Origin of the sequence: Streptomyces hiroshimensis (assembly GCF_014650335.1) — a bacterium.
Lineage (GTDB): Bacteria > Actinomycetota > Actinomycetes > Streptomycetales > Streptomycetaceae > Streptomyces > Streptomyces hiroshimensis.
In genome coordinates this window covers 19,440-40,761 of the sequence record NZ_BMUT01000003.1, presented here as the reverse complement: position 1 = coordinate 40,761, position 21,322 = coordinate 19,440, and the positions used below count along the sequence as shown (strand labels likewise).

The following is a 21,322-nucleotide window of genomic DNA, read 5'->3' as shown; positions in this document are numbered from 1 at the left end:
CGTTTTCGTTGATGCCGTGCTCGATGCTTTTGACGTCGTTGTTCACCGTCAGCTCCACAGTTCGAGCGGGCGGTCGGTGCCGTAGTAGCCGAGGAAGTGCCCCAGGGTGATGCGGGGCTCGTCCCCCGACGGGCGCACGGCGTGGATCTGGCGCGGGTTGAGCAGGAGCAGATCGCCCGGGGCCGGCTTGACGACCTCCACGGGCGGGCCGATCGTCTCGCGGTCGATTCCCCAGGTCCGCCCGCCCATGAGGCGGTGGTAGGCGTCCTCGCCGGGCTCCGTTCCCCACAGCTCCAGCTCTCCACCGGTGCGCGGGATGTTGATGTAGATGTTGACCGAGAGCTGCGCCTTGAGGCGGCGCGCGTGCTCGGCGGGCAGGTTCCGCTCAAGCGCGTCGGTGTGCGGGTTGAGGTCGACGTTCTTGTCCTGGTAGCGGCAGATGCCGATGAACGCCTTGCGGCCTTCGACGTGCATCAAGCCGGCCCCGGCGGCCCAGGTCTCCTCCAGCAGCAGCCGCAGGACGTCACTGGGCGAGGCGTAGGGCGCGAACAGATCGCGCATCCGCTGGATGTTGGTGCGCGCCTCCGCGTGGTAGCGATCGCGCGAAGTACCGTCGCTGATCTCGGAGTAGGCGAATCCGATGCGCTTGAACTCCGCGGCCTGACTCAGGCTGCCCCGGTCGGGGTGGTCGAAGAGCTGCCGCTGCGCCGAGGCGAGCGCCTCCGGGTGCACGAACCCCGGGACGTGGACGGCCAGAGTGGTGCCCTCGACGACCGAGAGGATGTCCTCTTGGGACAACTGGCATGAGGTGGTGCGCTTGATGTTGATGATGGTCCCCCGTGTGTGCGGCCCGCGTGACCGACAGTGAGGCGCGGGGCGTTTTGCAGGTAATGCCATCATCTCGACCGTTAATTACTGGATCCTCATGCTGTGTAACGATTCATGGGCGCCCTCTTGGATGAGGCAGGTCCACCGGCGGTTCCTCCCGACGGCGGAGACGACCGCGCGGCGCCTCCGTCGCGGGGGAGGGAGCGCACCCCTGATGCCCACCATGGGCGCGCGCCTGCGCGTTCACGCCCCTGAGCCGGGTCTTGTCCGGTCGGCGGCGCCCGCCTCATGGCGCCGCCACCCAGACCGTGCCAGCGCGTTCGGGCAGACCGTCACAGCCAACTGACACGGGCGTCCGCGATGTCCTCCTCGGCCAGGCCGGCGGGCGGACGGGCCAGCTCCCCCTTGGCCACGCCGTCAAGCAGCCTGCGCACCGCCGCCATGATGTCGGGGACGGCGTTGCGGAGGTCGGCGGCGTCGTCCGGACCCGCCTCGGAGGCCGGGACGTCGGCCTCCGCCAGAAGGGTGTCGAGGTCCGCCAGCCTGCCGGCCACCCAGTCCAGCGGTGCGGCGGAGAGTTCGTCGACGAAGACGCGTCCGCCGGGCTCCCAGCCGTCGAACCTCGGGTGGTGGTGCGCCCGGTCCAGGCTGCCGGACGGGCCCGCCGCGGACTCCAGGAGGTCGGCCCGCCACACCGGGCGGTCGACCACGATGGGCCGCGACGCGTAGATGCCTCCCGGCAGGTCCCCCGGCCGCAGGACGCGGACCTCCAGACGTACACCCCGTTCGGCGCCCTCCTGACCCGGGATCGGGTCGGGATCCACGAAGTACATGTCGCTCGCCACTACGCCGATCCGCTCGAAACCGAAGACGTACAGCATGTGCCCTCCCGGATGTCCCGACCGACGGAACCGTTGTCCTCAGGGTGGGGCCGACGCGCGCAGGTGCGCCAGAGGGTCTGATCGCGCCACGGGTGACTGCCCGGGCGGCCCCCGAAGGTCACCAGATTCTTCGACTCGGCGACCGAGAGCACGTCCCGCCCACGATCTGCCTCGCCCGGTCCACCACGACCGGCCACCCCCCGGAGCCGCTCACGTGCCATAGCGGCCCATGTACCCCAAGGGTCATCCGGCTGCCTGTCCCCCCGTGCGCTGCCGCGGCCTGGATGTGAACGTGGCAGTGCAGCTTGGAGCCGAGTGCCGGAGGAGGCGATCGTGTGGCCGGATCGATCTGGTCGGAGGTCCCCACGTCCGGCCTGGTCAGCGTGCCCATGAGCCTGTACGGCGCCGTGGACGGGCACACGGCCCGCTCTCACCAGGCCCAGCGTGACACCGCCGAGCCCATCCGGATGTGGATCCGCATCCGTATCCGAATCCGCATCCGGATAGACGGCACGGTCATACCCATGCGGTGACCGTTGCCCCCCGAACCGTCCCCCACCATGGCCTCGGAGGCACCTCATGTCCGAGCACCACTCCGGCCCGGGCCGCCCGCATCCCCCCACAGCGGCGGCCGTCCTCCTCTCCCTGCTGACCGCACTCACCTTGCTCGTCACCCTCCCCGGAACCGCTGCCCCGGCGGCCGGGAGCAGCACCGGGAACAGCGCCGGGAGCAGTAGCAGTCCGATCCACCCCGAGCAGGACTGGATGGGTTCGACCGTCCGCGCCCACGAGGGCGAACGCAGCCCGGCCACCAAGGGCTCCTCGCTGCCCGACCCCTCGCTGCCCGACGTCTCCCCGGAGGGCCCCTCGGGGAGCGCCGGGGTCAAAGGCGTGGACGTCAGCAGCCACAACGGCAACGTCTCCTGGTCCAAGCTCTGGAACAGCGGCGTCAGATTCGCCTACTCCAAGGCGACCGAGGGCACCAGCTACACCAACCCCCACTTCGCCCAGCAGTACAACGGCCCGTACGACGCGGGCATGATCCGGGGCGCGTACCACTTCGCGCTGCCGGGCAACTCCGGCGGCGCCGCACAGGCCGACTACTTCGTCCACCACGGCGGCGGCTGGACCGACGACGGCTGGACGCTGCCGGGCGTGCTCGACATGGAGTACAACCCCTACGGCAGCCCCTGCTACGGGCTGAGCACGGGCCGGATGATCGACTGGATCGACGACTTCCTCGACGCCTACTGGGACCACACCGGGCGCGACGCGGTGATCTACACCTCGACCGCGTGGTGGAAGAAGTGCACCGGTAACTACGGCGGATTCGGCAAGTACAACCCGCTGTGGGTACCGCGCTACGGCTCCTCCTCCGGTGAGCTCCCGAACGGCTGGGGTTTCTACACCTTCTGGCAGCACACCGACACCGGCCCCACAGTCGGCGACCATGACCGCTTCAACGGCGTGTACAACAGGCTCAAGGCGCTCGCCTACGGCTGACCGCGCCACGGATGAGCGACGGCGGGGCTCCCGGCGCATCGGCGCCGGGGGCCCGCCTTGCCACGGCGTGGAGCACCTCGCGAGCCTTCGCGGTTCAACGGTTCACGGGCCCGAAGACGACCTTGGCCTGCTGTAGGCGCGGAGATGTCAGCCGATGTCACCCGAATGGCCGAGCGTTGCTGTTCAGGCCGTCGGGATGGCCATCGCCACGCGGGCGCTCCGGAGATTGCGATGCTGCGTGCAACCGTCGTCGTCAGCGGCAGTGCGCCCGGCGGCGAGGGTCCGGACCCCCCTCGGGGGTGATGTGTAACAGCCCGCAGACCTACCGCCGGCGAAGGAGATCAGATCCCGTGAAACGACACCACCTGGGCCCTCGTGCTCTCGCGTTTCCCCTGCTCGCCGCGCTGCTGGTGACCGTGACACCGCTCGGTCCCGGCCGATCAGTGGTCGGCCTGGCCCAGCACGCTGCGGCAGTGTGTCCAGGCCGGCTCGGACAGCAGCGGCCGCCATCGGGTGAACAGCGCGAGCAGGTCCGCTCCGTGGCGGGCGCGCATCTGTGGGCTGATCGCGGCGATGTCCAGCTCGTTTGCGGCGGTGAGCTCGGCGAAGTCCCGACGCGCTTCGAGGCCTGGATGCGTCCGGGTGCCGGTGAACCGGTCGGTGAACAGGCCGGTGTCATCGGTCAGTCCGCGGTACGAGGACTTCCGGTCGCAGGAGGCGTAGAAGTAGACGAGTGCCTCGGCCTCGGTGCCGATCGCCTCGGCCAGCTCGGCCCGGCGGCCCAGGTCCAGCAGAGCGACGGGAAAGCCGTCGGTCCCGTAGAACGCGTGACACAGCCCGGCCGACACCAGCGCCGGGCGAGCGCCCCACGCGGAGAGGAGGGCGCTGACCCGCTGAAGATGTGCCAGCAGCGTGCCTCCGGGGTGCTCGATCTCTGCGGCTCCGGCCGCCTGTAACATCGCCATCGCCATCGCCATCGCTTGTGCGGTCACTTCAACTTCACCTGTCCCTAAGGCCGTTGAGTAGTCGGTACCGCGCTGATGGCAGGAGCGTATCGACCGCCCGGTCGCAGTCGCGTCTGGACGGGGCCGGCGGGCCGGAGCAAGCAATATGCTGACGGCGTGCCTGACCGGGTACGAGCACAGGGCTCACGAGTGTCAGATTGACCGTAACGCGGGGCCGCACCCTGTCTCGGTCAAGATGACCCACTGGTGGTCATAGCCTCGGCGTGGTTCACCTTCACTGACCCGCGCGGCGATGACACTCCGGGGTTTCGGTGAACAGCACGCGCCACTATGGTGGAACGATGGCGTCGATCAAGAAGTTCCAAGTCACCTTCGACTGCGCAGAACCTGAGCGCGTCGCTCGTTTCTGGTGCGAGGTGTTGGGGTACGTCGTACCGCCGCCGCCGGAGGGATTTGCTACTTGGGACGATTTCAATCGCTCGCTGCCGCCTGAGAGCCAGGGGTCAGCGTTCGCCTGCATGGATCCCTCAGGTGTGGGCCCGCGAATGTACTTCCAGCGCGTTCCCGAAGGCAAGGTCGTCAAGAATCGGGTTCATCTTGACGTGCGGGTCGGCACCGGGCTTGTGGGTGAAGAACGCCTCGCCACACTTGAGGCCGAGTCCGCACGACTGATCGCGCTCGGCGCGGTACGCGTGCGACTGCTGCCTGCCGATGACGAGAACGAGTCGTGCATCGTGATGCAGGACATCGAGGGCAACGAGTTCTGTCTCGACTGAGGGGCCGCGAACGCGCCTGGTCATCGAGCAGATCTACGACCGGGCGCGGGCCGAGACGGTCGGCTGGTCGGACCGGTAAGGATGCCACCGGGGGGTCCGTCCGGCGGCACCGGTGTGGTGCGGGTGGTGGAACTGGCGGCGCTCTCGCGTCAGGCGTACGCCGCGCTGTGGTTCTTCCTCGCCAGGCTCGACTTGGTGACCTGGATCGACTACGAGGGCGCGACCGACGAGCCGCTGCCACATCTGCTGGCCGAGTCCCGGGCGGTCCGGTCGACCGTCGTGGACCGGCTGTGGATACGACTGGTTGGCGTCGCTCGACCTCGTCCTAGACGTACGGGACGACTTATGCCCGTGGAACACTGCCCCCCACCGGCTCCGCGCCGACGGCGCCGACGTCAGCTGCGAGCGTACGAACGCCCCAGCCGACCTGCGGCTGACGGCCGCGGAACTCGGCGCCGCCTTTCTGGGCGGCACCACGCTGGCCGCCCTCGCCGCCGCGGGCCTCGTCGAGGAGCTGCGCCCCGGCGGTTCTCCTCGGCGATCCTGCCGCCGTGGTGCAGCAAGTTCTCGAAGGTCGCAACCCCGGCCACCTGGATGCAGCGCATCTGCCACGACCAGCCGGACCGCCCCCGGACTGCCGCGGCGCCGCAAGGGCGGTGTTTGTGTGCCGGCATCACCGGCCGGGCCGCCGGGTTGCTCTCGCTGCCCCGGGCTCGGCGGACGGGTCCACCGGCGACCGCCCGGTGGCGGGTCAGCGTTGGTAAAGGGTGATGTCCAGGCCGCGGGTGCTGCGGTGGTAGGCCGGGGTGTGGCCAGTGCGGGTGAGGGCGTATTCCTGGGCAACGGTCGTGCGGTCGCCGGTCCGGTAAGCGCCGGGGGAAAGATGGCGGCAGGTGATGTGCCAGACGCGGGGCGCACGGGCCAGGCGCTGGTTCAGGAGGGTGGAGTCGGCGGGCAGGTTGTTCAGAGTGCCGCGTTCGGCGGCTGTCCGGGCCGTGCCCAGGTCGGGGAGGCGGGCGAAGATTTCGGGGTGGGTGGTGGCGATCAGGTCGCACCGGGCGCCGCTGAAGAGGATGGCGTCCCCGGGGACGGCGCGGCTGCGCAGGGTGGTGATCACGGTGCTGGTGTCCCAGGGACGGCTGTCCTGCTGGCGTATGGCGAGGTGGGACATGGTGATCGGGAGGGCCGGCAGGAGTGCGAGCAGCAGTTGCCGACGCGGCGGGAGGAGGGCGGCGGCCGCTGCGAGCAGCAAGGCCAGGGCCGGGAGGCAGAACAGCAGGTAGCGGTAGGCGAAGAGGGGCTGACCGAGGGAGAGGGCCAGGAGGAGCAGCGGGGGCACGGCCAGCCAGGGCACGCCGATGGCGAAGACGAGGGGCGGGGCCGTGTGCCGGCGGGCCACGAGGAGGGATATCGCGGCGAGGGACGTGAGGGTGAGCAGGAGTTTCAGGGCGGCGGGGAGGGTGTCCTGGCCGGGGGTGAGCAGCCAGGTGAAGTAGCTGTACGGGGTTCCGGCGGTGACCTGTGGAACCTCGCCCACGGCGGAGCGCTGGGAGAAGCCCAGGAGCAGCAGCGGAATGACGGCGGTGATGCCCGCGGCCTGGGCCGGCAGGAGGCGCATGACTACGCGGCGGCCGGGACGCCGCAGGGCGATCGTGACCGCGTGGGCGGCCACCAGCAGCAGCCCCATCACGTTGAACCAGCCCAGCAGGGCGATCAGCACGGCGTAGCCGGCCGCCCACCGGGCACGGCCGGCCAGCGCCTTCACCAGTGCGCCCGTGGCCAGTACCGCGACCGCCATGACGAAGGCGAACGAGCGGGCCTCCTGTGCGTAGCGCGACACGGTGGGCAGGACGGCGAGCAGCAGCCCCGCGTACAGGCCGAGGCGCGGGCCTCCGAGCAGCCGCCCCAGCCATCCGAGGCCGGCTGCCGCGACGGCTACCGCCACCGCTGAGGGCAGACGCATCGTGAACTCGCTGACCCCGGCAACTTGCCCGACCAGGTACATCAGTACGTAGTGCAGGCCGTGCACCGCGTCCACGCGTCCGAGCAGCTCCACCAGCTGCGGCCAGGACCGCCGTGCCACGTCCAGGGTGACGATCTCGTCGGTCCATGCGGAAGGGCGCGTGATCCCCCGCAGTCCGATGCCGAGCCCGATGAGCCCGACGATCACCGGTGCCCACGTGGCGGCCCGGTCCGGGCTGGGCGACGACAGCCGTACGGTCCGGCGGGTGGACATCCCTCTGGGGCCGGCAGCACTGCCCGCGGGCGGCCGAATCAGGAGGATGACGTGCCGACCCGGGCCGGGGAGGCCTCGTTGGAGCAGAGCCCGTCCCAGTGCCGTCCAACGGGCGCGGCCGCGGCCGCGGAGCGTGCCGGGTACGGCAGGCGTGACGGAGTGCCGGGAGGGGGACATGGAGGTGTTCTTCTTTCCGGTAGTGCCGTACGAGGGCGGTGCCGCGGCCGGGCACAGGCCAGGAGGCCGGGATTGACTCCGTAGCACTCCCCGCTGCTCAGCCGTTGCAGGGGAGGGCGGTGGCTGTGTGTGGGTCTGTGGGGAAGCGACACTGCCCCTCAGGAGGGGCCGCACCGCTGGGTGGGACGGGCCGGGCGCGGGCCCGGCGGCGGTTCCAGGGAGGTAGGCCGTTGGGACGTGTCTTGCTCCGGAGGACTGCCGGCGTCTCAGCCGTGGCGGGTTGCGGGAGCGGCTGTGGTCGCGAGTTGGCGTTCGAGGGGTGTGCGGTAGCAGGGGGTGACGCGGGTGCCGTCGAGGAAGATGGCGAGGCGCTGGATGGCGTTGTTGATCAGGGCGCGGGTGTGGCGGCCGGGGTCGGTGAGGAGGTGGTGGTTGATGTGGCCGTCGGGGTGCTGGGCCCAGGCGCCGATGATGCGGCCGTCGGCCCAGACGGTGGGGCCTATGTTGCCGTTGCGGTCGAACAGGGCCGCCGTGTGGTGCGGGTCGAGGTAGAAGTCGCGGTGGCGCCAGCCCATGGAGGTGGGGTCCAAGCCGGGCAGCAGTGCCACCCAGGGTTCGTGGTCGATCTCTGCGAGGTGCTGGTTGTCCTCGGCGAGGAGGTAACCGGTGCCTTCGTCGAGTTCGACGGCTTCGGCGCCGGTGGCTGCGATCGCCTTGCGGGTGTCGGTCAGCGTCCAGCCCGTCCACCACTTCAGGTCCGCTGCGGTGACCGGGCCGAAGGCGGCCAGGTAGTGGCGGGCCAGCATGGTTTGGGCCTCGGCCGCGGGGATGGCGGGGAGGGGTTCGGCGGGTTCCCAGCGGAACTGGGCCGAGGTCCACGAACCGGCCGGGCGGCTGCGGCGGATGCGGCCTTCGGCGGCGAGGGTTCCCAGGATCGGGGCGGTCACGCGCTGACGGGTCTCGTACGACTTGCCGGCATTGAGGGTGTAACCCTCGCGCAGGTCAGGGATGTCGGCGGCGAGCTCGGCGGCGGAAGCCCTGCCACGGGCGACCAGAGCATCGAGGGTGGCCTTCTCCACGGCGGCGTAGCGGGCGGGGGTCCAGCCGAGCGTGGTGCGGAGATGGTCGAGGGCGCTGCCGCGGTTGCGGTGGGCATCCTTGGCGGTGGCCGCGTGGAGGGTGGGCGCGAGGTGGTGGGGGGGTGACGAACATGGTGCGTCGCATGCACCGGATGCGGGCGAGCGGGGGCGTCGCGTCGTAGAGGGCGTGGTCGATGGTCGCGGTGGCGGGGGCGGTCATGCGGGCGGCGGCCGAGAGGAAGACCGTGGCGGGGTCGGTGGCGTGGAGGCCTATGAGCGCCTCGGCGACCTCCTGCGGTGCGGTGGCCCGGTGGGCCGGGGCGAGCAGGTGCCGTTCGGCGAGCCGGGCACGGCGTTCGGCAGGGGTGATACGGCGCAGGGCAGTCATCGTGCGAGGGCTTCCGGGGGGGGGATTCGGTCCGGTTCGCTGCGGAGGGGGTCAGCGGACCAGGTGGAGGTTGAAGTGCTCGTGGCCCAGGACCCGTACGAGGGTGAGGTAGAGGGGCTTGAGTATTTCGGTGGCACGAGCGGCGGTCAGGCGTAGTTGTGGTTGGTGTCGTTGACCGTCAGGGCTTGGTGACCGCGGTGTCCTTGACGCTGAAACACGAGGCGAACGGCATGGGAGCCCCACCTTCGGATGCCTCCCGGCCGGCGCTCGGGAGGGCGAGGGCGGGGTGCGGGGCCACAGGCCAGGGCGGCCCGGCGCCCTGGGGTGTCAGTACTGCCAGTTGGCGGCGGCGCTGATGCAGAACGGCTGACCCGACGGGTCGAGCAACACGGTCCACTGACCGCCGCCGGGCTGGTGGTCCGGCTTGGTCGCGCCCAACTCCAGCAGTCGCTTCTCACCGGCCTCGACGTCGTCGAAGGACAGGTCGAGGTGGAAAGGCAACTCGTCCTGGGGCCAGGCGGGAGCACGGTAATCACGGGCGGTGTAGAAGGTGTAGAGCACACTGCCGTCGGCATTGCTGACCAGGAACGCGGTGGGCACGCCCTGCTCGTCGGGGTACTCCTGGACGAGCTGGAAGCCCAGGGCGGCGGCGTAGAACCTGGCGAGCTCCTTGCCGTCACGGGCCCAGAAGGCGTACGAGGCGACCTTCGCGACCGGGGTCGAGGCCTTGGTGGTGGTCATGGGGTTCACCACTCCTGCTTCTGGACGACGCCGATGACGTAGCCGTCGGGGTCGGTGAAGTAGAAGAGGTTCTGCCCGTTGTGGGTGGCTTCCTTGGTGGCGTTCACCAGGGGCCGGATCTTGGCGACGTAGCCGGCGAAGTCGTCGACGGCCAGGTAGAACATGCCGAACGCGCCGGGCGTGCGGTCCTTCAGGACCGGCAGCCAGTCCCGCAGGTGGGCGTCGCGGTAGACCATCAGCGCGAAGTCCTCGCCGAAGAGCAGCGAGCGGATGTCGTCGTTCGGGTCGTCGCCCGCGGGCAGCGCGGTGAAGCCGATCTTCTCGTAGAAGTCCACGGACGCCTGGGTGTCCTTCACACCGAGGCAGGGGGCGATGGCGGGGGCTTTCATGGCGGATCGCTCCTTTGAGGAAAAGCGGGGAGGGGGCGTAGGGCGTGGGGCGGGGAGCCCGCCCAGGGCCGGTGGCGACCGGCGGCGCGGACGTAGTGAGCCGGGCTACCACCCATCAGTCGTTCAGTACATTAGTACCGTACAGCGCATCGCATGGACTGGGCAATGCGGACATTAGGTTTAATTGCGAAGGATTCCCGCGCGAGGCGTCTCGTGATGCGTGGCCCCCATCTCGGATGAGAGGGGGTGGGTTAACTCGATGTGGGCACCACTAACTCATGGTGGTACTTTTGTACCGTAACTGTCCGTGGTCGGTTGTAAGAGGCGGGGGGATGTGAGCCATGGGGCGCTCTGTGAGCCTGGAGGCATCGCCCACGCCCCTCAGGAGATGGTGATGGACCCAGCGAAGACGCTGCCTGCCGACGCGAACGTCAACATGCACGTGAACGTCAATACGAACGCCAACATCCACGCTGGAGGCGACACCAGCACTCCCGCAGATGCCGCTTACCTTTCCAGCCCTCGCTGGGTGGTCTTGACGGCCCGGGCCGTGCCACTTGCGGTGTTGCCGTCAGGGCTGTGGAGGATGGCCATGGCCGTGGGGATACCCGTCGGCTGGAGCGGTCAACTGGCGGAGGACTGGCAGCCCGGCCTGGAGACCTCCTCTTACATCACCTTGCTGACCATCGTCACCGAGACGCTCGCCTTCCTGACGATCGGCCTGGTCAGTCAGTGGGGCGAGAGGGTGCCGCACTGGATCCCCTTCCTGGGCGGCAAGCACATCCCGGTGGGGGCGGCGGTCGTTCCGGCGGCTCTGGGGGCACTCGCGGTGACGGCGTTCACGCTGCCGATGTTCTGGGGCGGCATGCCCGCCGATGCGGGCGGTTCCGATGCTCCCCAGGGCGTGGCAGCGTGGATCATGAATGCTTGCTATGTGCCGTTGCTGCTGTGGGGGCCCATGGTCGCCGTCCTCACGGTGGCCTACACCCGGCGGCGCCTGCGTACTGCCTGACCGGCAACCGTGTCCCGCTATACGGGCGAGGTGTGACGGCGGTCGGGTGACGCCCCGAGGCAGGGCCTATTGAAGGGTGTATGTGGTACCGAAGGCGGTGACCGTGAGCGGACCCTTGAGGTTGTCATTGCCGGTTGCGGCGATCCGGCGCAGGCACTCGACCCGATCGACCGAGGTCGCCCATTCCTGCTGGGTGTCCTTGTTCGACGGGTGGCGGAGGTCATCGAGGCGGGTGGTGAAGAAGGCGTTGAGCCAGGCGCGCTCGCCGGCTTGGGCGGGGCTGCCGACGCGGTCAGACGTGCGGTGGACCAGGGCGGGAAGACCGTCGGGGTCCGAGTTGTTGCCGTGCTGAACGGAGGCGTCGTAGAGCTCGGCGCGCGCCAACGCGCTCCTCAGCCCGAGCTGGTCGGCCAGACGCTGGGCGGGTGAGAAGTAGCGGGCGTCGACCTGGGCGTCTTGAACGCTGCGGAAGTCCGGGTCGCGCGCGGCCTGCTTCCAGGCCGCGATGTATTCGGCCTCGGGCAGGGCGTCGGCGTCGTTGCCCTCGTCGGCCGCCGACCGCTCAAGGGCCGGGATGAAGCGGGCCAGTGGATTGCCGGGGTGCTTGGCGGTGTAGGCCCGGATGACCTCGAGTGCGTCTCCGTCGCCGGTGGTGAAGCCCGCCCGGCCGGCGGTGACACCACGGCCGTCGCCGAGGTTCTCGACGTAGCCGTACTGGATCTCGGGGGTGCCGTTCTCGAAGATGCTGACCAGCTGGTCGGCGCGGCGCCGCTGAGCCGGGGCGAGGCCCCCGGTCTCCGCAGGGGATGTGGCGGTCGGCGGAGGGGCGGTACTGGTCCCGTCCGAGGTCGGCGAACAGCCGGCGAGAAGGGCCAGGGCTGCGGTACCCAGAGGCAGGAGGCGGACGGAGGCGAGGGTGTTGCGCATGCAGACAGAGTGCCTGATGTGTGCCCCCGCACCGGCCACCATTGCGTCCGCACCGGCGGTGTCCGGCAGCCTCCCGCCCACGTCGGTGGCCCCGACGCGCACGCCTCCCACGGGAGAGCGGTGACTGCCGACCACCAGGCTGGTTCTCGGGCCGGTCGTTCTCGGGCCGCGGCTGGCGGTTGGCGGCCGGCGGCTGCACCTCACGCGCCGCGAGGGACGGCGGTCCTGGAGCTGCCGCGCAGCGTCGCCGGGGTGGCCCACCCGGCGCCGAGCACGGTGGCGGTGGGCGGGCGGCAGTGTTCCGGGGGTGTTCGGGGGCAGGCCTTGTCAGTGGTGGGTGGAACCATCACTGACATGGCTGAAGCGAATGACGCGACGTTCGAATGGCGGCCCTTTCTCGCGCGGTGGAGCGAGGAGTGGGCGGACTCCTGTGACCCCGACGACCCGCTCCGGGACGAGGAGGAAGCAGCGCGGCAGGCCCGCTGGCTGGGCTTCGCGCCCGCTTCCGGCTCGCAGATCGCGGCGCTTGAGCAGCGCCTTGGGCGCCGGCTCCCCCCGTCCTACCGGGCGTTCCTGGAAGTCAGTGACGGTTGGCGGAATGCCGGCGGTTTTGTCGACCTTCTCGCCGGTACGGGGAAGGCCCGCTGGTACGAGGACGAATCCGGCTTCGGTGAGACGTACCGGAGTGTGCTGGGCGAACACTCCTCGCACGAGGAGATCACGGCGGCCGGCATGTGGAGCCGCGCACTGCAATTGGACGTGGAGTCCGACGCCACATACGTCCTGATGGACCCGCAGGACATCACAGGCGACGGCGAATGGGCCGTCTACTGTCACAAGGCCTGGAGCCATTCCCCGCCCCAACGGTACGTGTCCTTCCGTGCATTCATGAAGGACATGTACCGCGAGTTCCACAGCCTGCGAGCGAAGGAATCGGGGGAGGCGGAGTTCGTCAACGACACGACCCGGGCGCTGGACGCGGTGGTCGAGGAAGCCTGGCACGAGGCGCTGAGCGGGGAGTACGAGAGGGCCGGAAGGATGCTCGAGGAACCGGCGGCGTACGGCAGGCCCCGGGCGCAGGCCCTGCTGGGACAGCTCCGGCTGCTGCTCGGGGAAATCTACTTCCACAACATGGGACCGGGCCTGTCGGCAGAGGTACGCACCCAGGAGTACCCGCCCGCGCAGGCGGACGACCGGTACCACGGAGCGTATCCGCTGCATGTCGGCCGGCTCCGGCACCAGGACGCGCCCTTTCACTACACGGCGCCGGGGCCATTCGGGGCGGCCGTCGAACAGGCCCGTGATCTGGTCCGCTGGGGTGATGCGGAGGCGGCGTGGCACACGCTGCTCGCAGCCCTGCCCCGGTGGCAGCCGCTGGACCCCACCCACCTTGCACCGTTCGGCCTGCTCCGGGATTCCCTCCTCGGTGCCCTGCTGACCCCCGAGCAGTCACGGGAACTGCTGGCCGTGCCGAGAGGTCCCAAGGCCCTGGCAGGCACAGGTTCCGGCCCCGGCCCCGTGGCGAAGGGCCTGGACCCCGGCGGACTGGCATGGCTGGCCGACCAGGAACAAGGCACCATCCTGAGCGCCGGGTACCGCTTCGTCCTGGTGGAGGGGACCGATCCGGCAGGACTGCCCGCGCGCCTCGGCGCGGACGGGGACACTGGCCTGCACGAGCTGATGACGGGCTGGGATGCGCGCAGGTTGCTGCACTCCAACGACGAGAGCTCGATCTATGGCGACAAGCCGGTGGTCTCCGTGGGCCGCGCCGGCCCGGGGTGGAGCTTTGCCTTCGACGATCAGCCGCCTGCCTTCGACAGGGAACGCTTCGTCTCCCCGGCCGTGGCAGCGTCGCACGGCACCCGCGCGGTGGTGGTGTGGAGCACTCCCGCCGGACAAGACCGCCCTTCTTCCGTCGTCTTCCATCTGTCCGTGGCGGAGAACGGCGAAGAGAAGTACGCGTTCACCGTCCACGGTGCGGAGATCCGGCGCAGCGGAGACATACCTCCGGCGCTGGACCCGGACCTCTTCTACGGCCCTGTGAACGGCGCGACGCCGCAGGCGGCGGACGAAGCGGGGCGGGCAAGCGAGCGCCGGGCGCTGGAGGCGATCGCCGCCGAGTTCGACGTCTCGCTGCCACGCTTCGTCTTGACGCGAGCGGACTGCCTCCTGCACCGGTTCAAGACCCGGTCGTGGAGGCGACCGCCGCGGCCCGGTGAGTCGTTCACGGTCTGGCGCTCGGGAGCCCCGGCCGGGCCCTGCGCCCAGCACTGAGCCCCACGTCGCCCGGCTCGCTCGGCTTCGCGGACCCGGACAGCGGCGCGGCCTATGCGTACACGCGCCGCTGCTTCGCCCCCCCCGCATGAACTCTGCCCGAGCTCCTGGGTTGCGGCCCCAGCCGTCACCTGCTTTCGTGGAATTGATGGGCTCGAGCGTCTCGTACGAGAGGGTTCCCGTCATGCGCACAACGCTCGCCGCTCGCGTTGATGCACTGGCCAAACTGCTGCCTGACAGTGATCTGCAGAAGGCGGGTTTGCGCTCTCGCGTTGCGGCGCTCGGCCAAGAGTGCGGCTGCCGGCTGGGAGGGATCTTCCTGGCCGTCGGGACGTTCCTGGCCGTCATCTTTTTCGTCACCGTGGAGAGTCCTCGCATGGTGACTTTGCTGCTTTCCGTCGTGTGCTTGCTCGCCTTTTCGATGCTGGGCAAGTTCGCCGGGCTGACGGCGGCGCGAATGAAACTGCTCGTCGTCCGCCGTGAGGTGGAGCACCGACTGGCCGAGAACGAGGTGCCGCATGTCGACGTGCACCAAGTGGGTCACCAAAGCGGTGATCGAGTGCAAGAACTGGTCGACCAGGACCGACTACGAGTGCACGCAGTGGGCCGACGAAGGGTCCAATGAGTGTTCTCAATGGGCTGACGAAGGATCCAGTCAGTGCTCCGAATGGGGCAAGGAGTGCCACTGGTACACCTTCTGGAACTGTGTCGTCGAATGGTTTTGTGAAGCGTGGTACTGGGTGGCCAAATGGGTCTGCAAGGCCTGGTACTGGGTGGCCAAGTGGGTCTGTAAAGGGTTCGCCTGGGTGGTCAAGTACATCTGCGTCGCGTTCTCATGGGTGTTCTCCCTGGTCTGCGTGGCATGGGACTGGCTGCGCTGCGCGGTGATAGGCCTTGTCGATGCCATCGCTGCCTTGCTGGGCCGGCGCCATCCCGAGCGCAAGAAGATCGACCGGGTCTTCGTCCTCATGCTGGAGAACCGCTCGTTCGACCACATGTACGCATTCAGTGGCATTACCGGCGTCGGTAGCGACGGCCGACCCGCTTCCCTCGATGTGGCGGGGCCCGCCGACACCAACGCCGACCCCGCTACCGGGCTCCCCATCTCTGTCAGCTCCCCGGCAGACTTTGCGCTCAAGAACGTCGACAAGGATCCGCCCCATGAGTTCGACGACGCGCTGGCCGTCCTGTGCGGCGTGAGCGCCGGTCCCTACGACCCTGTTGCCGGATATCCTCCCATCGACAATTCCGGATTCATTCAGAATTATGTCGACAGTGGAGGCGCCTCCGCCGGGCGCGTCATGAGCTGCTTCTCTCCGGAGCAGCTGCCGGTGCTGAACACGCTGGCCCGCGAGTTCGCCCTGTGCGACGCATGGTTCTCCTCCCTGCCCGGCCCCACGTGGCCCAACCGGTTCTTCGCGATGGCCGCCTCCTCGGGGGGTCTGGACGACAGCCCGAGCGACGTGGACGTGGTCACCTCCACGACTGTCGACGGCTATCGCTTCCAGAACGGCACGGTCTTCGACCGGCTCGACGAACACTGCATCACGTGGAACATCGTGGAGGGCGACGAATTCCCGGTGTCGTTCGCCTTGAGCGGTATGAACCTCAACGCCCTGCAGGGAAGGTTCCAGGACTTCGACGACTTCATCGACGCCGTCGGATCGGCCGACTACCGCCCACGCTTCGTCTTCATCGAACCTCAATACGGTGAGAGCACCTTCGACATCGGCGGTCCCGGCGACTTCACCTGCGGGAACTCCATGCACCCTCTGGACGATGTCACCCGCGGCGAGCGGCTTATCAAGAAGACGTACGAGGCGATCCGCAACTCCCCGCACTGGGACAGGAGCATGCTGATCATCACCTTCGACGAGCACGGCGGTTTCTACGACCATGTCCCGCCGCCCGCGGCCACTCCGCCGGGCGACGTGGCGGTCGACGACTACAACCACCACGGGTTCGCCTTCGACCAGCTCGGCGTCCGCGTCCCCGCGCTCGTCATCTCGCCGCACGTGCACCGCGGAGTCATCGACCACACCACCTACGACCACACCTCGGTACTCGCGACCGCCGAGCGACTTTTCGGCATGCGCGCCCTCACCCAGCGGGACAACGCCGCCGCGGATCTCCTCCACCTCCTCTCGCTGGACGCTCCCCGTGGCGACACCCCCACCACTCTGCCCGAGCCTGCCCGTAACCCTTCACCACTAGGCTGTTCCGGCGAGCCCGAGTCGGAGGATGAACTTCTGAGGCGCCGCTCGGAACTCCGGCTCAGGCAACGCAGGCCACGCTTCCCGGAAGAGACCGAGCCGGAAGAACCCGTGAGAGAGGAACCGGTCCCCAGCTCCAGTCACCTCGGATTCGCCCAGGTCGCCCTCATGAAAGTGCTGCAAACCGCTCAATACCCTGAGCGTGTTCGCTGGATCGAGCAGTTCGAAGCCATCCGGTCCCGGACGGATGCAGAGCTCTTCATGGTCGAGGCAAAGCTTCAGATCCGGCACGACATCGACTTCAAGAGGCCCCGCCGCACGGACCCTCCGCGGCATGGTTCCAAGCGCAGCCACCTCTGAGTCAAGCCGGCGGCGATGGACGGTGCAGGAGGGATATCACTCCGCGGAGCTATATCCCTCCGAGACCTCGCCTCGCCCCCCGCCCGTCAGCCGCGCATCCCCTCGGCCTCTGCCGCGGCGCGGATTCGCGCCAGGCCGTACCAGTACCGGGCCTCTTGTTCGTCACCCTCGGCGGATGCCACGTCCCCGAGTGAAGAGAGCACGACCGCCGGGAGGGGGTGCGGGACGGGGCCCGGGGGTTCGGTGGCTGCGGGTGGGGTGGCGGGGGAGCCCGGGAGCACGACGGTCTCCGGGGGGTCTTCCGGCGGCTCCCCTTCGGCTACCTCCGGGGCCCAGACTTCGCGGGCGCGTTCCTGCTGCCCCATGCTGAGCAGCAGCTCGGCGAAGTCGTAGCGCGCCGCGAACTCGGTCTCCGGATCGCCGCACTCGATGGCCTGCTCGAACCAGGGGTAGGCCTCCTCCGGCCGGCCGTCCGCGACCAGGACCTGTCCCAGCAGCCGCAGTGCCTGGGGCCGGTGCTCGACATCCCCCGAGCGGGCGAGGGGTAGCAGCGTCTCCTCGGCTTCCTTCAGCAGCTGCATGCGGAAGAGCGTGCTGCCGAGGTAGCGCCGCGCCATCGGCTCGACCTCCGGGTCCCCGGTGGCCAGAGCGTCGCTCAGCAACCGCCTCGCTTCTCCGAAGTCATTGGTGGAACGTCGTACGACACCCAGCAGCGCGGCTGCCCAGGGGGCGGTGTCCGGGGAGTCCTGGCACAGTGCCCTCTCCAGGAGCTCCCCGGCTGCCTCCAGTTCACCGGCGTCGAGCAGATACTCGCCTGTGCCGAGATAGGCGACCGCGACCGCCTCGGCGTCGCCCGGCCTCTCCACGTCGCCGAGCAGGAGTTCCTCCGCCGCATCGTGGTCGCCGTTGCGGAGCAGCAGCACGCACAGATAGGCGCGGGCCACCTCGGTGACGTCCGAGGGCGCGCACTCGACCACCGACTGCAGGAGTTCCCGGGCTTCGTCCTCAGCCACCTCAGCCGCCGCGCCGTTCGTGTCGTGCTCAGCGCCCGCCTCGCCCTCGAGCAGGAACTTCGCCAGCTGGAAACGGGCCAGCTGCGCCGGGGGCGCGTCGCTCCTCGCCCCTGCCTCGCGCAGGTACCGGATTCCCTCGGCTCGTCGGCCGCCGTGCACGAGCACCATGCCGAGCAGTGCCGTCGCCCAGACCGTGACCGCGACCGCGACCGTGGTGTCGTCCGATGCGGCCACCACGCGCAGCAGGTCCTCGGCGCGTGCGAAGTCCCCGCTGTCGGCGAGCATGGTGGCCAGGTCCGTCCGGGCGATCTGGGCCCAGTCGCTGTGGCCGGAGTCGATTGCGGTCTGGTAGGCGTGTTCGGCTTCGTTCAGGCGGCCGTTGCTTGCGAGGAGGTCGCCCAGGATGTCGGCTGCGCGTGGCGCCTGATGGGGATGCCCGGACCCCATCGCTTCCGTCAGCAGCTCTCGTGCCCGCGCCGTACCGCCCCGGGCGGCCGCCAGCACGGAGGCCAGGTTGATCCGGGCGATCTGGGCCCAGTCGCTGTGGCCGGAGTCGATTGCGCTCTGGTAGGCGTGTTCGGCTTCGTTCAGGCGGCCGTTGCTTGCGAGGAGGTCGCCCAGGGTGACGGCTGCGCGTGGCGCCTGATGGGGATGCCCGGACCCCATCACCCCGGTCAGCAACCCCTCCGCCCGGGCCGTCCGGTCCTCCGCCCGGACCGTCGGCTCTTCCGCGGCCGCCGCCACGAACGCGAGGTCGACGCGGGCCGTGACCGACCAGTCCGGGTGACCGGAGGCGACAGCCCGGTCCAGCCAGCTCCGGGCGGCCTCGGCGTCGCCCTGAGCGGTGTACCACTCGCCGAGCGCGCAGGTCGCGCGCGGCCCCTGGTCGGGATGCTCCAGATCCGCGACCTCGCGCAGCAGGGGCAGGCTCTGTCCGGCGTCGCCCTGGTGCAGCAGCACGATGCCCAGGCTGACCTTGGCGTACGGGGCGAGCAGCGGATGGCCGGAGAGCAGCACGGCCTCCAGCATCCGGTGGGCCTCGGCGTGCCTTCCCTGCAGCATGTACAGCTCGCCCAGACCCCACTGGGCCTGGGGAACGGTGTGGTACCCGCCGCTGCTCACCGCCGACTTCAGCAGCTCCTCGGCCCGGTCCAGCCTGCCCTGGTTGGCGTAGAGCCCGCTGAGATTCACCTCGGCCAGCGCGGTGATCTGATCCGTGACCGACTCTCCCACCGTCCGGGACAGCGCCCAGGGCCGCTCCGCGAGCTCGGCGGAGCCGGTGCGGACGCCGCCTCCCGTCTTCGTGCCCGGTTTGGCGCTTTCGAGGCCCTGCGTGTGCCCGGAGCGGGCTCCTCGTGCATCGTTGCCGGTGAGCACCCGGACCCACTGGGTCTGGGCCAGCGTGGCCACCTCGGTATCCGCTGCGGCGAGGACGGCCTCCAGCAGCTGTTCGGCTCGCTGTGTCTCGCCCTGCAAGGCCAGCACCCGGGCGAGACCGATCTGGGCCAGCTGTGACACCTGTGGGTCCCGGGAGCCGAGGGCCGTTTCCAGCAGCCCGCGCGCCCGTGTCCGCTCGCCGGTCATCGTGAGCACTCCGGCCAGTTCGACCTGGGCCAGCGGAGCCACGTCCTCCACGGCCGAGGAGGCCGCAGTGCCGAACAGGGCCATCGCCTCCTGGAAGTCGCCCTCGTACAGCCGGATCTCTCCCAGCATCAGTGACGCCCGGGCCGAGCTGTCCGGGTCGTCCGCGGTCCGCGCCACCTGCTGGAGGATCCGCACGGCGATGCCGGACTCCTCACGGATCAGCGCCATGTACGAGGTCCGGAGCAGTTCCCCGGCCGGCTGCCGCCCGGCGAGGTACTCCCAGGCGAAGAGCGGTACCGGGGCGGCCGGGTCCTCGGTCCGGCTGTCCAGGTACTCGGACAGATACGGGGATCCTGCGTACGCGGAACGGCCGTCCGGCCCGGAGACGCGTTCCAGCAGGGCGATGCTTCCGGCGACCGGCTCGCGTGCCCATGCCAGGCTCGCCCGGTACAGCGAGGCGTCGGCGTCGAAGGGCGAGCGTGCTTCGGATAGATAGGCGTCGAAGAGCTCCGACAGAACGGCTTCGGGTACCGGTGCCGTCATGCCCATCCGGTGCCAGTCCGTGGCCGCTTTGACCAGCGCCCAGCCGGCGGGGCAGCTCTCGGCCGCGTCGTCGAAGCGCTGTTCGAGGGCGGTGGCGGCGACCATCAGCTCCCCGATTCCGCGGGTGGAGAAGTCCTCCCTCGGGTAGAGCTGCCGGGCGAGCGCGGCGTCCTCCGCGGCGAGGTGCGACGGCAGTTCGACGGTGTGTGCCTTGCCGAGCACGGTACGGGCGACGCGGCCGAGATCGTTCTCCATCGCGGTGAGTGCGGCCCGTTGCTTGGCCGGGAGGGTGGCGACGACGGTGACGGCCGGGTTCCGGCGGCCGAGCCGGTCGAGGATCTGCAGATCGAGGCCACCGGGCTGAAGGTAGTGGTGCAGGTCGTCCAGCCAGAGCACGGACCGGTCCTGCCCGGTGGGCAGGTTGAGCCGGCTGATGTCGTCGAGGACCCGGTGGTCCGGGCTGTGCCGACGCGGCACGATCAGCCGCGCGCCGGGCAACCCGCGCCTGAGGGCTTCGTACAGCGTGCGGGACTTGCCGGCCTTGGAGCGCCCGACCAGCACGACGAACCGTGCGTCGGCGAGGGCGGCGTCGAGCTGGTCGTCCTGCCGGTGCCGGGGTACGTAGGGAGCGGCGTCGTCCGCGGGGTCGCTCGCCTGGTCGCTGTACTTGGAGCGGGCGATCCCGATGTCGTACGGGTCCACCTGGCCGACCCGGGGAATCTCCCCGTCCGCGGTGAGCGGGATCCACAGCAGGTTCTCGAGCCGGCCCCGCAGTTCCTCGGTCGTCGCGTCGCGTACGTACGGGGCGAGCCGGGGCCAGTAGCGGGCCAGGGCCTCGACCCTGATCGCATAGGCCGTGCGCCGGTCGGCCTTCCTCACGGAGTCGCGGGCGACCAGCATGCCGACCACGCCCTGACTCGTCATGTCCCACACCGGGGAGCCGGAGAATCCCTGTTCCAGCGCCCAGCCGCCGTGCGGATTCGCCTCCACCTGCAGCCACTCGCCGCCGGCGTGGCCGATGATCTCGCCCCGTACGGGGACTCCCTGACGGGAACGCTCCTTGGGGTAGCCGTACGCGCGGAACCGGTGGTCCCAGGTGCCGGGATCCGTGGCGCGCAGCGGGGCGGGCCCGGCCTCGGGGGGCGCCGGGGCGCCGAGTTCCAGGACCGCGATGTCACCGGTCTCGGAACCGGTGGCCGGGTGCCAGCCGTCGGGTACGACGGTGGCGGGAACGGGATCGTGCGCCCGGGCGTACTGGAACGTGACGAACACCGGCTCCTCGGGCACCCCGGGTGCCGCTCCCGGGCGCACGACGTGCGCGCAGGTCAGCACGTGCTGCGGGGTGACCAGCAGCCCGGCGCCGACCGGGTCCTCCGCCGGGGACCGGCGGATGCTCACCAGCCAGGGCGGGCGCTCCCGGGCTGCGGACACCG

Annotated in this window: 15 protein-coding genes and 3 pseudogenes; 9 read left to right on the top strand and 9 right to left on the bottom strand. The window is 69.9% G+C overall.

Annotated elements, in window-relative coordinates; all coding sequences use genetic code 11:
- Positions 1-48: 48 nt before the first annotated feature.
- Positions 49-798, bottom strand: a complete 750-nt coding sequence (locus IE241_RS08970) for a 2OG-Fe(II)-dependent halogenase WelO5 family protein (protein ID WP_229898993.1) — start codon at positions 796-798, stop codon at positions 49-51.
- 362 nt (positions 799-1,160) lie between these two features.
- Positions 1,161-1,709 carry a hypothetical protein gene (locus tag IE241_RS08965; RefSeq protein ID WP_190021137.1) on the bottom strand — a complete coding sequence of 183 codons (549 nt, stop codon included), beginning with the start codon at positions 1,707-1,709 and terminating at the stop codon, positions 1,161-1,163.
- A gap of 335 nt (positions 1,710-2,044) precedes the next feature.
- Here IE241_RS08965 and IE241_RS08960 point away from each other — a divergent pair, with 335 nt between their 5' ends.
- Positions 2,045-2,242 carry a hypothetical protein gene (locus IE241_RS08960; RefSeq protein WP_190021136.1) on the top strand — a complete coding sequence of 66 codons (198 nt, stop codon included), beginning with the start codon at positions 2,045-2,047 and terminating at the stop codon, positions 2,240-2,242.
- Between the two features lie 46 nt (positions 2,243-2,288).
- The gene (locus IE241_RS08955; RefSeq protein ID WP_190021135.1) at positions 2,289-3,212 is read left to right on the top strand and encodes a lysozyme; all 924 of its coding nucleotides are present in this window, start codon (positions 2,289-2,291) and stop codon (positions 3,210-3,212) included.
- A 440-nt stretch (positions 3,213-3,652) separates the two neighbouring features.
- On the opposite strand, the gene IE241_RS08950 is transcribed toward IE241_RS08955, so the two are convergent.
- Positions 3,653-4,177: a DUF6817 domain-containing protein gene (locus IE241_RS08950; protein ID WP_190021134.1), complete on the bottom strand. Its 525-nt coding sequence runs from the start codon at positions 4,175-4,177 to the stop codon at positions 3,653-3,655.
- 341 nt (positions 4,178-4,518) lie between these two features.
- Between IE241_RS08950 and IE241_RS08945 the strand changes: the two genes are divergently transcribed.
- The 3 genes and pseudogenes from IE241_RS08945 to IE241_RS34090 all read left to right on the top strand — a co-directional run.
- A complete protein-coding gene (locus tag IE241_RS08945) occupies positions 4,519-4,953 on the top strand; it encodes a VOC family protein (protein ID WP_190021133.1) in 435 nt (144 codons plus the stop codon).
- 81 nt (positions 4,954-5,034) lie between these two features.
- Positions 5,035-5,175: pseudogene (locus tag IE241_RS34095) on the top strand (hypothetical protein); the annotation flags it as partial.
- Between the two features lie 82 nt (positions 5,176-5,257).
- Positions 5,258-5,404: pseudogene (locus tag IE241_RS34090) on the top strand (sterol carrier protein domain-containing protein); the annotation flags it as partial.
- Between the two features lie 300 nt (positions 5,405-5,704).
- On the opposite strand, the gene IE241_RS08935 reads toward IE241_RS34090, so the two are convergent.
- The 4 genes and pseudogenes from IE241_RS08935 to IE241_RS08920 form a co-directional block, all read right to left on the bottom strand.
- A complete protein-coding gene (locus IE241_RS08935) occupies positions 5,705-7,189 on the bottom strand; it encodes a glycosyltransferase family protein (protein WP_190021132.1) in 1,485 nt (494 codons plus the stop codon).
- Between the two features lie 443 nt (positions 7,190-7,632).
- Positions 7,633-8,496, bottom strand: a pseudogene (locus tag IE241_RS08930) (DNA glycosylase AlkZ-like family protein); the annotation flags it as partial.
- Between the two features lie 664 nt (positions 8,497-9,160).
- Positions 9,161-9,574: a VOC family protein gene (locus IE241_RS08925; protein ID WP_190021131.1), complete on the bottom strand. Its 414-nt coding sequence runs from the start codon at positions 9,572-9,574 to the stop codon at positions 9,161-9,163.
- 5 nt (positions 9,575-9,579) lie between these two features.
- On the bottom strand, positions 9,580-9,963 hold the full coding sequence (locus tag IE241_RS08920; RefSeq protein ID WP_190021130.1) for a VOC family protein: 384 nt from the start codon (positions 9,961-9,963) through the stop codon (positions 9,580-9,582).
- Between the two features lie 394 nt (positions 9,964-10,357).
- Here IE241_RS08920 and IE241_RS08915 point away from each other — a divergent pair, with 394 nt between their 5' ends.
- A complete protein-coding gene (locus IE241_RS08915) occupies positions 10,358-10,975 on the top strand; it encodes a hypothetical protein (protein ID WP_229898991.1) in 618 nt (205 codons plus the stop codon).
- A gap of 66 nt (positions 10,976-11,041) precedes the next feature.
- Here IE241_RS08915 and IE241_RS08910 read toward each other — a convergent pair whose 3' ends face one another.
- Positions 11,042-11,902: a chitosanase gene (locus IE241_RS08910; RefSeq protein WP_190021129.1), complete on the bottom strand. Its 861-nt coding sequence runs from the start codon at positions 11,900-11,902 to the stop codon at positions 11,042-11,044.
- A 354-nt stretch (positions 11,903-12,256) separates the two neighbouring features.
- Here IE241_RS08910 and IE241_RS08905 point away from each other — a divergent pair, with 354 nt between their 5' ends.
- The 3 genes from IE241_RS08905 to IE241_RS08895 all read left to right on the top strand — a co-directional run bounded on the left by IE241_RS08905 (position 12,257) and on the right by IE241_RS08895 (position 16,749).
- On the top strand, positions 12,257-14,176 hold the full coding sequence (locus tag IE241_RS08905) for an SMI1/KNR4 family protein (RefSeq protein WP_190021128.1): 1,920 nt from the start codon (positions 12,257-12,259) through the stop codon (positions 14,174-14,176).
- Positions 14,177-14,360: 184 nt separating this feature from the next.
- Positions 14,361-14,801 (top strand): hypothetical protein, encoded by a 441-nt coding sequence (locus IE241_RS08900; protein WP_190021127.1) that lies wholly within the window; start codon positions 14,361-14,363, stop codon positions 14,799-14,801.
- Entirely contained in the window at positions 14,695-16,749 is a 2,055-nt protein-coding gene (locus IE241_RS08895) for an alkaline phosphatase family protein (protein WP_190021126.1), read from the top strand. The genes IE241_RS08900 and IE241_RS08895 overlap by 107 nt, the downstream gene beginning before the upstream one ends.
- A gap of 86 nt (positions 16,750-16,835) precedes the next feature.
- Here IE241_RS08895 and IE241_RS08890 read toward each other — a convergent pair whose 3' ends face one another.
- Positions 16,836-21,320: a tetratricopeptide repeat protein gene (locus IE241_RS08890; protein ID WP_190021125.1), complete on the bottom strand. Its 4,485-nt coding sequence runs from the start codon at positions 21,318-21,320 to the stop codon at positions 16,836-16,838.
- Positions 21,321-21,322 lie beyond the last annotated feature (2 nt).

What these genes read in the sequence shown, in the direction of transcription:
- IE241_RS08965 (WP_190021137.1), bottom strand. Translation starts at nt 1,709, where the DNA reads ATGCTGTACGTCTTCGGTTTCGAGCGGATCGGCGTAGTGGCGAGCGAC.
- IE241_RS08955 (WP_190021135.1), top strand. Translation starts at nt 2,289, where the DNA reads ATGTCCGAGCACCACTCCGGCCCGGGCCGCCCGCATCCCCCCACAGCG.
- IE241_RS08950 (WP_190021134.1), bottom strand. Translation starts at nt 4,177, where the DNA reads ATGGCGATGTTACAGGCGGCCGGAGCCGCAGAGATCGAGCACCCCGGA.
- IE241_RS08945 (WP_190021133.1), top strand. Translation starts at nt 4,519, where the DNA reads ATGGCGTCGATCAAGAAGTTCCAAGTCACCTTCGACTGCGCAGAACCT.
- IE241_RS08935 (WP_190021132.1), bottom strand. Translation starts at nt 7,189, where the DNA reads ATGTCCACCCGCCGGACCGTACGGCTGTCGTCGCCCAGCCCGGACCGG.
- IE241_RS08925 (WP_190021131.1), bottom strand. Translation starts at nt 9,574, where the DNA reads ATGACCACCACCAAGGCCTCGACCCCGGTCGCGAAGGTCGCCTCGTAC.
- IE241_RS08920 (WP_190021130.1), bottom strand. Translation starts at nt 9,963, where the DNA reads ATGAAAGCCCCCGCCATCGCCCCCTGCCTCGGTGTGAAGGACACCCAG.
- IE241_RS08915 (WP_229898991.1), top strand. Translation starts at nt 10,358, where the DNA reads ATGGACCCAGCGAAGACGCTGCCTGCCGACGCGAACGTCAACATGCAC.
- IE241_RS08910 (WP_190021129.1), bottom strand. Translation starts at nt 11,902, where the DNA reads ATGCGCAACACCCTCGCCTCCGTCCGCCTCCTGCCTCTGGGTACCGCA.
- IE241_RS08905 (WP_190021128.1), top strand. Translation starts at nt 12,257, where the DNA reads ATGGCTGAAGCGAATGACGCGACGTTCGAATGGCGGCCCTTTCTCGCG.
- IE241_RS08900 (WP_190021127.1), top strand. Translation starts at nt 14,361, where the DNA reads ATGCGCACAACGCTCGCCGCTCGCGTTGATGCACTGGCCAAACTGCTG.
- IE241_RS08895 (WP_190021126.1), top strand. Translation starts at nt 14,695, where the DNA reads ATGTCGACGTGCACCAAGTGGGTCACCAAAGCGGTGATCGAGTGCAAG.